This window comes from Listeria rocourtiae FSL F6-920, assembly GCF_000525975.1.
Classification (GTDB): domain Bacteria; phylum Bacillota; class Bacilli; order Lactobacillales; family Listeriaceae; genus Listeria_A; species Listeria_A rocourtiae.
The window spans coordinates 18,550-30,416 of record NZ_AODK01000054.1 but is presented as its reverse complement, the minus strand read 5'-3'; the positions used below and the strand labels follow the sequence as shown (position 1 = coordinate 30,416).

The following is an 11,867-nucleotide window of genomic DNA, read 5'->3' as shown; positions in this document are numbered from 1 at the left end:
ATACCGTTGACACAAGCCCAGCGAATGCGAAGGGGACGTATACAGAAGCCACCCAAACCGTCACATATGTGTATGAAAAAGCCACAGCAGCGCCGGTGACGGTGGTGTATCAGGATACGACTGGAAAGGAAGTGGCCCCTTCGGAACAGCTGACTGGGAAAGTGGATGCACCATATGCGGCGGAAGCTAAGGCTATTTCAGGATATACCCTAACGCAAGAGCCGGCGAATCAAACGGGATATCTCACGAACGAACCGCAAATGGTCACGTTTGTATATGAGGCACAAATAGGAGGTGCCATCACAGTACAGCCCACGGATAACCTAGGAAATGTTTTAGCACCAGAAGAGAAGTTAACAGGGAATTACCATGCGCCGTATAAGACGGAAGCTGTGATGCTACCTATTCCACCGAAAGGAGAGCCTGTACAACTAGCTGTGTCAGCTACTTCAGCGGGGCCTTCTGCGTCAACGCTTCCAGCAGCAGGTGATACAGGGGTCACTCCGTTCCTTCTTGGGGGAGGGTTGTTGCTTAGCGGCTGGTGGTTATGGAGACGGCAACGCTGACGTATAGCTTATTCACTGCGTCGCCCGCTTAAAGAAAAGAGACGACAGGGTCTGAGATAAATGTCCATTTAGCTTTGTTAACACCAATCATCATGAAAAACCATCGACCTATAACTATTTTTCTATCATATATAGAGATAGAGAAGTAAGTTGTAGGTCGATGGTTTATTGAGGTTATCCAAAACTTCGCGGGGCAAACTAAATCGTCATACTCATTTGCACCATTTATTATGCTTTCAAGCATGTGCATAAAAATAAAGATTTTTTATGAATTCGGATGAGTTATCGGGTTGTTAAAAGATAACGCCTGCTATATCGAATTTGTAGAGCATTATCCCTCCACTTTGTCATGGAAGTTTGTCCCGGCTATTTTTCTTGACTCTTAAGGCAGAATGCGAAACAATATATAGATAGAAAAGGAGGCTGTTCCACGTGAAACATTGTAAAATTAAGATAGAGAAAGATGTCCCTGCAAAAATGAGAGACGGCGTGACGCTATACGCAGATGTCTACAGACCAGAAGCGGACGGAGAATTTCCAGTTTTACTAACAAGACTTCCATATAGTAAGATTTTTGGGTTACATTTCTTACGACCAGATGTATTGGCGGAGAATGGTTATATTGTTGTAGTTCAGGATGTACGAGGACGTTTCAGCTCAGAAGGAGAGTTTGTGCCGTACATAAATGAAGCAAATGATGGCTATGATACTGTAGAATGGGCTGCAAAATTACCGCAAGCAAATGGAAAAGTGGGTATGTTTGGATTATCTTATTATGGCTATACGCAATTGTTAGCGGCGATGGCAGAACCACCGAGCTTAAAAGTGATCGTTCCAACGATGTCACAAAATAATATGACGGATGTATTTAATGATCATGATGGTGCACTTGAACTCGGTGCGTGGGCTTCATGGAGTATTGAATCTATTTTACCGGATTTAATTGCGCGACATATTACGGATTCGAAAGAGCAGGAAGCAGCATTTCGGCAGTTGGAAAAGGATCTCGATAATTTGGAAGAATGGTATAAATTCAAGCCGATTAATGCTTGGCCACCAATTAAAAGCACAGGAGCGATGCCGTATTTTACGGAGATTCTCGATTATCCATTAGACCACCCACATTGGGAAAATACGAGTGTAAAAGATAATTACGACCGAGTAAAAACACCTGGATTGCACATTGGGGGTTGGTATGATTGCTTCTTAGATAAGACGATTGCGAACTTCTTAGGAGGTCACCGCCAAGGCTTAGGGGATAAACTCGTGATTGGCCCATGGACGCATGGCAATTTTATCTCGATGATTGGAGATCGGAATTTTGGAACAGCAGCGGATTCTTGGGGAGAGGCTAACATGCATGCGCGCCACCTTGAATGGTTTAATCACTGGCTAAAAGGTGAGGAATTGCCGCATACAGCCCCGATTCAAATTTTTACGATGGGAATTAATAAATGGCAGGGGGCTAAAAATTGGCCACTAGAAAATACGAATTTTACGCCATTATATTTTCATAGTGAAGGTAGGGCGAATACGTTGGATGGCGATGGCACCGCGGATTTTAAACGTCCTAAAGCAACTGAAAAAAGTGATCATTTTGCTTATGATCCGGAAAATCCAGTCCCATCCCATGGCGGTGGAACGCTCCATAAAGCCATTCAAGCTGATGGACCACGTGATCAACGTGATTTAGAGCAGAGAGAGGACATTTTATGCTACACAACAGCGCCCCTTAACGAAGAAATCGAGGTCACAGGCCCTGTGGAAGTCGTATTATGGGCTAAAACGGATGCCATAAATACAGATTTCACAGCTAAATTAATCGATGTCATGCCAGATGGAACGGCTTATAACCTTACAGAGGGAATTATCCGTGCTTCTAAACAACATGGTAATAATGTACAAAATGGGTTGCATAAATATACTATTAATTTATGGTCGACGAGTAATGTATTTTTAAAAGGGCACGCTATTCGTGTTGAGATCTCGTCAAGCAACTTTCCTCGTTTCGATGCTAATCCAAATACTGGAGCTAGTTTTATTGATACGACTGAGAGTGTTATTGCGAATCAAACCGTTTTTCATGACGTAGAACATCCATCCCACATTTTACTCCCGATAGTTAAATAATTTTTAAAGATTCCACACTAGCTATTTAATTCGTGATAGAATGATGAGGTATCTCCAATTTTAAAGTATCTTTCAAGTGGCTAAGGGAGCTTGACCTTGAATGTTAAATAATAAAAACCAAAGAGTGTGAAGGAGCGGTAAGGTGAGAATTTTTTCGAAATTAGGTGTCGTCTTTTTAGCGGCAACCTTGGCAATGAGCAGTTTAGTACATGGACCGATGACGGTGGATGCAGCAGTGACTCCACCAACAGTCAATGCGAATGCAGCAATTACAATTGAAGAAGGCACAGGAAAAATTTTATATAACAAAAATGCAGACCAGTTAATGGGGATTGCATCGATGACTAAAATGGTGAATGAATACTTAATCTTGGAAGCTGTAGCAAATGGTAAGTTGAAATGGGACGATAAAGTCAAAATTTCGGATTATGCATATGAGATTTCACAAGATCGCTCACTGTCGAATGTTCCACTCAGACGTGGAGAAGAGTATTCTGTTGAAGAACTCTATCAAGCAATCGCGATTTATTCCGCAAATGGTGCTGCTATAGCAGTCGCTGAAAAAATGGCTGGATCAGAGGCTAAATTTGTTGATATGATGAATAAAAAAGCAGATGAATTAAAGCTTGGAGAACATAAATTTGTCAATGCAACTGGCCTTAGTAACGCTGATTTAAAAGGTAAATTCTCTGTTGGAAGCGTGACTGATGAGAATAAAATGACAGCTCGTGGCATGGCAAAATTGGCGCAACACATCATTCAAGACTATCCAGATGTTCTGAAAACATCGAGTATCGCGAAAAAGAAATTCCGTGAAGGAACTAGCGATCAAATCGATATGACGAATTGGAACTGGCTATTACCTGGTTTGATTTATGCACGAGAAGGCGTGGACGGATTGAAAACAGGAACGACTGATTACGCAGGACAATGCCTCACGGCGACTGCTGTTCAAGATGGCATGCGTGTAATCACAGTAGTTATGCATGCTAATGGTGGAACGAGTGCACATGATAAAACGCGTTTTAACGAAACGAATAAAATGCTTGATCATGCTTTTAATAATTTTAAAGTAATGGAAGTTCGCAAAGCAGACACAGCAGTGAAAGAAACTATCGCGGTTAACAAAGGTAAGGAAGACAACGTTAGCCTAATTACAAAGGATGCTGTGAAGATTGTCGTTCCAAAAACAACAACAGAACCAAAACTAGTTGAAAAAGTGATGTTGGACGAAAAAACAATAGATGCACCGGTGAAAAAAGACACAAAAGTAGGCATCATGGCAGTCCAACTAAAAGATGGTGACACTTTAGGCTATGTAGATGGCAAGAAAACTGATACAATCAACATCGTTACGAAAGACAATGTTGATGAAGCCAACTGGTTTATGCTCATGCTATACAGTATTGGCGACTTTTTCACAGGAATTTGGAATTATGTCGTGGATGGAGTAAGTGGTTGGTTTAAATAAATAGAACTGAGCTCAACGTAAAACCGAGCTCAGTTTTTTTGTAAATTATATATAGAACCAAAAAAGAGTGTTAATTCTTTAAAATCACACAAATAAAAACCACCGCGGAAAAGGGAGTAACCGCGATAGTCAAAAAGGGAGTTTGGGATTTTATTCTCAGGGGAAAGAATAAAAATTTATTTTGTTAGCTTATAACTATATAATAACGGTCGTTAGCGAAATTTAGCTGTGATACAGATTAGAATTTAATGAAAAAATAGACTGGGTACTCGTAATTACACTGTGAGAACCAAGTCTATTTGAGTGTTATTTTTCTTTCGCGCCGTTTTCGACGTAACTTAAGTCGTTAACATCTCCAATTGTGAATTTGCCATCTTTGTATTCGATTTTTGTGACACTCGCATTTTTTAAGCCGCCATCTGGTAGTTTGTAACCTGGTGAAATGCTGTCAAGTAGAGCGCCAATGCTTAGACCATGGGATACTAGGAGTACATTGTGATCTCCTTTTTTGCTTTCTTTTTTCGCCACCTCATTAATGCCATCTTGTAATCGTGCGGTAATTGTTGCATAATCTTCTGCCGGCCAGTTGGCGTTGTCTTTCACGCGTTCTTTATCCAGCTTGGCTACGCTGTTCGCAAAATCCTTTGGCGAGACGCCTTCACTTTGCCATTGCTCCAATGTTTTGCCTTGGCTTTTTGCAATATCAGTCCACATGTTGTGGTTTAGATCGCCTTCATACGTGCCAAAATTAAACTCACGAAAGCGCGGATCAGTCTTTAGTTTCACACCGTCAGATTTCTTATTTTCTTTTAAAATAAGATCAGCCGTCTGGATTGCTCGGCCACTATCACTGCTATAAGCTGAGCCAAACTCGACATCTTTCAAGCCTTTTCCTGCATCTGTAACAACTTCCTTACCAGCAGGAGTCAACACTGCATCAGACCAACCTTGCACACGATCAGTCGTGTTAAGCATCGTTTTTCCGTGTCTCACAACGTAAAATATAACTGTTCCATCTTTTGCCGTGGTATCCTTGTCCTTCGTATCAGCACTCGTATTACTACAACCAACCACTAGCAACAAACTACAAACCAACATCAAAATCTTTAACATCTGCTTTTTCATCTTTTTTGCTCCTTTTTGTTAAAATTTTATCTCGACAGTTGAGGAAAACTGTTGAAAACTGGTGTATTGCCCAAAAAAAGAAACCCAAACGAATTCGAGGAGGCGTCAAAAAGAAGCCACTTCAAATCTATTTAGGTTATGCCCGAACAAACGGTAACAATCCATAAAGGAGATATGTAATTCAAAAATTTATTAGCTCCAATATAACATCTTTTGTAACCGGTTTCAAGCAATTGTTCAAAAGTTTATAGCAAAAAATTTTAGGAATTAGATATATTTTGTGAAGAATAGCGCAAAGAAATGTTGCGACAAACGCTGAGGTATGGCGGGTATTTCTAGGTTGGGAATTAGTTAGAGACTTTAAAAAAAAACTACAAATAAAAACCACCGCGGAAAAGGGAGTAACCGCGGTGGTCAAAAAGGGAGTTTGGGATTTTCATTCTTAAGGGAAAGTATGAAAATTTATTGCTTGTTGTTAGCTTATGAATATATAATAAACTTCTGAGAAAAAAAATTTGCTGTGAGTTAGATTAGAATTTGATGAAAAATAACTTTTGGATTTAAAGGGATTGTCGCGATATTGTATTTTCTCTGTAATGTGCATCTGGTATGATGGGTTGCAAATGGGGAAAAGGGAGTGCATGTTTTGACGTTTAAATCTAGAACCAAATGTATGTCTTTGTTACTTGTAATCGTTCTGGCAGTAAGTGTTTTTATATTACCAAAGTCTGGGGAAGCAGCAACAACTTACAAGATGACGACAACTGTGGAGAGCAATATTCGAACTGGAGATAGCGTAAAATATGCAATTATTGGATATTATAAAGCAGGAACAACTGTTACATTCAATGCTAAAACAAAAAATAATTGGTATCGTATCACTTACAAAGGTAAGGTGGGCTATGTATCAGGGAAATGCTTAGCACCATACAAAGCGCAGTCATTTACGGCACTGAACACCGAAGCAAAAAAACATTTGGGAAAAAAAATATAAATGGGGTGCAACTGGCCCAACTTCATTTGATTGCTCTGGCTACACAAGCTATGTTTTCAAACAGTCCATCAATAAAGCTATTCCACGTACAGCGAAGCAACAATACAGTGCATCAACTAAAATTAAAGCGAATCAGCTAAAAGAAGGCGATTTGGTGTTCTTTAATTATGGTAGTGGTATTGCACACGTTGGTATTTATGTTGGAAGTGGCAAGATGATTAATGCACAAAACAATGGCGTAAAATACGATAATATTTCAAGCGGATATTGGAAAAGATATATTGCAGGCTACGGTCGTGTAGTTAATTTCTAAAAAATAAGGGGGGTTTGGTGAGTGTTACTTTCCAGACCCTCTTTTTTTTTCTGTAAAGTGACATTTGTTGAATCGCTGGGGTATGGTGGCTATTTCTAGGTTGGGAATTAGTTAAAGATTTAAAAAACCATAAAAAAAAACCACCGCGGAAAAGGGAGGAACCACGGTGGCTAAAAAGGGAGTTGCGAACTTTCATTCAAAAAGGGGGGAAAAGAATGAAAGTTCGTTGTTGTTAGCTTATACGTATATAATAACGGTTGGGAAGGAAAACTTGCTGTGAATAAAATGAGAGTTTGATGAATGTTCGTCTAGTTTTTTGCCATCTTAATGAATTTGTAGCTGTATGGTGATCCAAAAGCGTGTTTTTGAACGCCTGTTATTTTTGGGTTTTGTAATACGGCTGTTTGGTGTTGATACAATGGTAGAATGGCCGCGTCATCGTCAAGGAGTACTTTTTCCGAGGAGACGAAGGCATTCCATCTTGCTATTGAGTTGGTGGCCAGTGTCGTATCCGTGGATTTGACGAGTTTATCATACGTCGGACTGTTATAATTCATACTATTATTGTAATAATCAGATAGGAATAGACTACTATATGTCCATGGGTCTTTAAAATCGGGCATCCAAGCGGCGAGAGAAATATCGTAATTGCTAATACGAGTCAGTTCAGTTGCACTCTTAGCTGGCATTGTTTTAATATTTATCGTTACGCCGGGTAAATTTGTTTCCAATTGATTTTTTAGGAAGGCAAAAATGGTTTTTGTTGTGTCTTGGTCATCACCTAAAAGTTCAAGCGTGATTTTGTCTGTTCCAAGCTCTCGTTTTGCTTGGGCTAAATAAGTGCTAGCCTTCGCTTTGTCAAAAGTAAGGTGGTCGCCACTGTCTGCACGGAAGTCGGCGCCTGTTTCGGGATTTTGTACAAAGTCTTTTGGTAGCAAACCGTTTGCTGGGAAAGAACCATCACCTAAGATTTCGGTCGTTAATGCGGTCTTATCTACCGCCAGGTTTAAGGCGTGGCGCAGGGCGTTATTTGCAAGCGGTGTAGCTTTGCCGTTACGCTTTTGATTTAAGCGCAAATAGCTGATGAGTGCATCTTTTTCGGTTAGAAAATCGGAACGGTTTTTGTATTGTTTCGCGTATTCTCCGGAAAGTGGGGCACGATCGGCTTCTTTAGTTGTGTAAAGGTTAACCCCTGCATTGATATCTTTAGCGACCTGTACAGAGATTTTATCGACATTTACTTGTTTTTTATCCCAATATTTGTCGTTCTTTGCGTATGTCCATTTTTTGGCGGTATTTCCGTCCCAATCTTTCATAACAAAGGGGCCATTGTACAATGTATGTGCTGCATCTGTTCCATATTTATCACCCTGTTTCTCCACGAAAGCTTGTTTTTGTGGGAAAAAAGTTTCAAATGAGAGCAGAGAAATGAAGTAAGGAACGGGTTTCTTGAGCGTGATTTTTAATGTCTCTTTATCTGGAGCGCTCACACCGAGTTCTGAAACAGGTAATTTCCCCTCGTGAATTTCAGTTGCATTTTTAATAGAATCTTTAAAGAGAGCCGCATAGCTTGGAGCTGTTTTTGGGTCAACTGCGCGACGCCATGCGTATACGAAGTCGTCCGCAGTGACTCGCGATCCATCTGACCATTTAGCGTTATCTCTTAGTTTTACCGTATATTCAGTCTGATTTTTGCTGATTATCGGCATACTTGCCGCAACGCCAGGTACAAAATTATCCTTCTTATCTAGAGTATAAAGCCCTTCAAACACTTGATTTTGTGCGGTAAAGCTGACGAAATCTTCTTCAGAAGTCGTATTAAGTGTAAGCAATTCACTTGTTTCTAAAAATTTGATTTGTTCTGACGTTTTTTGGTCAGACGTGTCTATATTATCTCCGCAAGCCCCTAAAATTAAAACGCTTACTAATGATATTGCGGCAAATGCTTTTTTTTGTAAAATGCATGATGTTCCTCCTTTTTCTACCTATTTTTATTAATTATATGTATTCCGACCGGATATGTCAACATTCAGCGAAGCGACAAACAATCATCTGCGTCGTTAAAAGCTGTGTTCCGATACTCACGTACAAATCGTACGCTCCGTGTCGGTACTCGCTTTTGCCTAGCATCTAATTATTTGTCGCTTCGCTGAGGTATGGTGACTACTTCTGGGTTGGGAATTAGTAAAGATTAAGAAAAAGCATAAAAAACCACCGTGGAAAAGGGAGGAACCACGGTGGTCAAAAGGGAGTTTCGAGCTTTCATTCAAAAAGGGGGAAAAGAATGAAAGTTCGTTGTTGTTAGCTTATACGTATATAATAACGGTCGGGGAGGAAAACTTGCTGTGAATAAAATGAGAGTTTGATGAATGTTTGGCAAGCTTTTTTTCATTAGTGTAAATCAATGTTTACCCAGCCGCGGACGCTATTGATTAGCCATGTTTTGGTTGCTTTTAGGAGGTCGTTTCGGTGCAAGATGCGTTCTGTGATTGTGTTTTCTGCTAGAAGGGTTTCTCGCATGGTTCCTGCTAGTAGACCGGATGATTGTTTTGGTGTAACTAGCTGACCGTCAATCTCTGCTACTAGGTTTCCGTTGATAAATTCTGTGATTTCGCCGCGTTCGTTCCACAACAGGGTCTCGTCGTAATCAATTCTGCGCCGTTTCTCATATATCGTGCGGTTGGTTGTTTTATGATATAGAAATGGGTCAGTGCTATTGATGGATTTGTCAGCGAAGTGAGCGGTCCATGTAATCGGATCGGAAATGATAAGTGCACCTTGGATGGTGATATCACCGCTTTTGTTTGAGAGCAGACGAACTTTCCAAATATCATTGGGATGTTCTTGAGCAAACTTTTCTAGAGCCTCATTTGCGGCGTCAGTGTTCCACGTGAAACCAAAATATTGAGCACTTTTTTCAATGCGCTTTAGGTGTAAGTCGGTGCGGTAATAGGTGCCATCCTCTAAGCGAAGACTTTCTAAGAGTTCGAATTTTGGTAGGTAAGTGGTCAGAAGAGCAGCTTTTGCTTGGACTTCCTCATATTCAGCGCCACTGCGTGAGTCCCAGACGATACCACCACCAACGCCATATTCGGCTGTTTTTTCTTCGGTATCGACAACGACTGTCCGGATGGGAACATTGAAAATGGCTTCTTTGTTAGGTGTTACATAGCCAATTGCACCGCAGTAAACGTTGCGGGGGGAGGTTTCAGATTTTGTGATTAGTTGCATTGTTTTTACTTTTGGTGCGCCTGTAATGGAACCGCATGGAAATAAGGCTTCAAAAATCGCTGTTAAATGCACTTCTGGAAGAGTTTCCGCGACTACGGTTGAAGTCATTTGCCACACAGTTGGATAGCGCTCCACATCAAAAAGGCGCGGAACTTTAACCGAACCGGGTTTAGCAATTTGTCCGAGGTCATTGCGCAATAAATCAACAATCATCACGTTTTCTGCCTGATTTTTAGCGGAGGCAGCAAGCCAATCTCGTGCTTTGAAATCTTCTTCTAAAGTCATGCCTCGCTTGGCTGTGCCCTTCATTGGCTTAGTTGTGATAATACCGTCTTTCCAATGAAAGAAAAGTTCGGGTGAGGCGGATAGAATATGAAATCTTCCAGTTGACAAGTAGGCTGAATAATCTGCTTGCTGTGCTATTTTTAGCTGCTCGTAAAAACTTTCGTCTTCTTCCGTAAAATGGCTCTCTAGTCGGATTGTATAATTGGCTTGATATGTATTTCCAGCGGCGATTTGCTCTCTAATAAAATGGATGCCCTTCGCATAGGAACTGTAATCGGTTGTTGGCTGCCAGTCTAGTTTGGGTGGTTGTGAAAGTGGCGTCGTGATTTGATCGACCTCGCGCATTTCACGAAAAACACCGAACCATAATAGTGGCATTTTACCAGCGGAGTGTGTAGTGAGATTTTTATTGAAAGCTGCTGCTGCTTCATATCCAATGTAGCCAGCGACGTAATAGCCGAGATCTACAGCCTGCTCGACTTGTTGCATCCGTTCTAACACATCATCTAGATTGTCAGTTTGGATAATGGCTTCGGGAGATGAGAAGAATTGTGTTTTTCCTTTAAAATCGAACTGCATTTTCATTTTCATAGCTCCGTTCCGTTAGTTTTACAAAGTTTTTTAAGATTTCGTGCCCATGCTCGGAAAGAATTGCTTCGGGATGGAATTGAACCCCTTCGACTAAAAATTCACGGTGACGAACGGCCATAATGAGATCGTCTTCAGTTTTTGCAGTAATGACGAGCTCGCTTGGAAAATATGATTCTGAGGCTATGAGTGAGTGGTATCTAGTTACAGAAAAACGCGCGCTTAAGCTTGTAAACACGCCTTCTTGATCATTTGTAATTATAGAAGTTTTTCCGTGAACAGGTTCGGGTGCGCGGACAATTTCACCACCAAATGCTTGAACGATAGCTTGATGACCTAGGCAAATGCCAAGAATAGGGATTTTACCGCTAAATTTCTGGATAATGGCTAAACTAACTCCAGCCTCATCAGGTGTCCCAGGTCCAGGTGAAATGACAATCGATTCGGGATTGATTTCACAAACTTCGGCCAGCGTTATTTGATCATTTTTCACAACACGGACTTCTTTTCCGAGCTCTAATAAATATTGATATAAATTGTATGTAAACGAGTCATAATTATCGATTAACAGAATCACAATATCACTCCTAAATGGAATTTCAATGACTATATGTCCCCCCTATTTATAGCAAACTAGTAGGCATTTGTCCAATAAGCAGACTCGTGATTTCACAAACTTTATTGGAAATGAGTGGGAGGGTAGAAAAACGATACTTTACTTAAACAGTTGTTTGTTTCTCAAAATTTCAGCGTGTTGATTCGGCTTGCTAAATTGGAGGTTATGGGGTAGAATGTTCTTAAATAATGAATTAAAACGTTGACAAGAGCTAGTAGTAGAAGTTGTGCTTTTTAGAGAGCTGGTGGTTGGTGGGAATCAGTAGGAACGCTTTTATGAATCCGTCTTGGAGTGAGTAGAGGAAATGTCAGTAATCTGCTTCGGTGGGAACCGTTATATCAATTGAGCTGGAGTTTGGGATATTTCTCGGACTCAATTAGGGTGGCAACGCGGTACTTCCGTCCCTTTCCAAATGTTTATTTGGGGAGAGATTTGGGGGTCTTTTTGTTTGGATTTTTATAAAGCCGTATTGTGCTTTATAAGAATCCAAATATAAGACGGAGCAAAGCGGAGTGTTAATCCTTCAATTGTTTTACGCAGAGTTGTAA

6 protein-coding genes, 2 pseudogenes and 1 other annotated feature are annotated in these 11,867 nt (G+C 40.6%); of the genes and pseudogenes, 4 read left to right on the top strand and 4 right to left on the bottom strand.

Going from position 1 to position 11,867, the window contains the following annotated elements:
• The 3 genes from PROCOU_RS14525 to pbpD1 all read left to right on the top strand — a co-directional run.
• Nucleotides 1-566, top strand: a 566-nt coding sequence (locus tag PROCOU_RS14525; RefSeq protein WP_036073762.1) for a MucBP domain-containing protein, incomplete at its 5' end; no start/stop codon positions are given.
• Nucleotides 567-998: 432 nt separating this feature from the next.
• A complete protein-coding gene (locus PROCOU_RS14520; protein ID WP_036073761.1) occupies nt 999-2,696 on the top strand; it encodes a CocE/NonD family hydrolase in 1,698 nt (565 codons plus the stop codon).
• A gap of 193 nt (nt 2,697-2,889) precedes the next feature.
• A complete protein-coding gene (pbpD1, locus tag PROCOU_RS14515; protein WP_051994437.1) occupies nt 2,890-4,167 on the top strand; it encodes a D-alanyl-D-alanine carboxypeptidase PBPD1 in 1,278 nt (425 codons plus the stop codon).
• Between the two features lie 306 nt (nt 4,168-4,473).
• Here pbpD1 and PROCOU_RS14510 read toward each other — a convergent pair whose 3' ends face one another.
• A complete protein-coding gene (locus tag PROCOU_RS14510) occupies nt 4,474-5,292 on the bottom strand; it encodes a histidine phosphatase family protein (protein WP_036073755.1) in 819 nt (272 codons plus the stop codon).
• 673 nt (nt 5,293-5,965) lie between these two features.
• On the opposite strand from PROCOU_RS14510, the pseudogene PROCOU_RS14505 reads away from it, so the two are divergent.
• Nucleotides 5,966-6,599, top strand: a pseudogene (locus PROCOU_RS14505) (SH3 domain-containing protein).
• Nucleotides 6,600-6,907: 308 nt separating this feature from the next.
• On the opposite strand, the pseudogene PROCOU_RS14500 reads toward PROCOU_RS14505, so the two are convergent.
• The 3 genes and pseudogenes from PROCOU_RS14500 to PROCOU_RS14490 all read right to left on the bottom strand — a co-directional run bounded on the left by PROCOU_RS14500 (nt 6,908) and on the right by PROCOU_RS14490 (nt 11,280).
• Nucleotides 6,908-8,564: pseudogene (locus tag PROCOU_RS14500) on the bottom strand (peptide ABC transporter substrate-binding protein).
• Between the two features lie 426 nt (nt 8,565-8,990).
• On the bottom strand, nt 8,991-10,700 hold the full coding sequence (pabB, locus tag PROCOU_RS14495; protein ID WP_036073749.1) for an aminodeoxychorismate synthase component I: 1,710 nt from the start codon (nt 10,698-10,700) through the stop codon (nt 8,991-8,993).
• Complete coding sequence (locus tag PROCOU_RS14490) at nt 10,678-11,280, bottom strand: anthranilate synthase component II (protein WP_036073746.1); 603 nt, start codon at nt 11,278-11,280, stop codon at nt 10,678-10,680. Before PROCOU_RS14490 ends, pabB begins: the two co-directional genes overlap by 23 nt.
• Before the next feature lie 231 nt (nt 11,281-11,511).
• Nucleotides 11,512-11,728: a binding site (T-box leader), on the top strand.
• Nucleotides 11,729-11,867 lie beyond the last annotated feature (139 nt).